Source organism: Neotamlana laminarinivorans (genome assembly GCF_020523925.1).
GTDB lineage: Bacteria > Bacteroidota > Bacteroidia > Flavobacteriales > Flavobacteriaceae > Neotamlana > Neotamlana laminarinivorans.
Genome location: NZ_JAJAPW010000025.1, coordinates 1 through 599 on the forward strand (window position 1 = coordinate 1; position 599 = coordinate 599).

Annotated in this window: 1 protein-coding gene; it reads left to right on the top strand. The window is 44.2% G+C overall.

Features of this window, described 5'->3' with window-relative positions; translation table 11 throughout:
* A partial coding sequence (locus tag LG649_RS15890; RefSeq protein WP_262904513.1) for an HYR domain-containing protein occupies positions 1-599 on the top strand: 599 nt, incomplete at both ends.

Genomic DNA, 599 nt, shown 5'->3' on the forward strand with positions numbered 1-599 from the left:
TAAATGTCGATGCTAATGGCTGTTCTACAGATGCCGCTAATGTCAATCTTGGAACGCCTACTGTGGATGATAACTGTACGACAACATCCATATCTAATGATGCACCTGACACCTATCCGTTAGGAGAAACAACGGTCACTTGGACCGTAACCGATGGTGCTGGTAATACGGCCACTTGTACGCAAACTGTGACTGTAACCGATAATATCAATCCGACTTTTGTAAACTGTGCTGCACCGGTATCTGTAAATGTTGATGCTAATGGCTGTTCTACAGATGCCGCTAATGTCAATCTTGGAACGCCTACTGTGGATGATAACTGTAACACAACATCCATATCTAATGATGCACCTGCCGTGTTCCCATTAGGAGAAACAACGGTCACTTGGACCGTAACCGATGGTGCTGGTAATACGGCCACTTGTACGCAAACTGTGACTGTAACCGATAATATCAATCCGACTTTTGTAAACTGTGCTGCACCGGTATCTGTAAATGTCGATGCTAATGGCTGTTCTACAGATGCCGCTAATGTCAATCTTGGAACGCCTACTGTGGATGATAACTGTAACACAACATCCATATCTAATGATGCACCT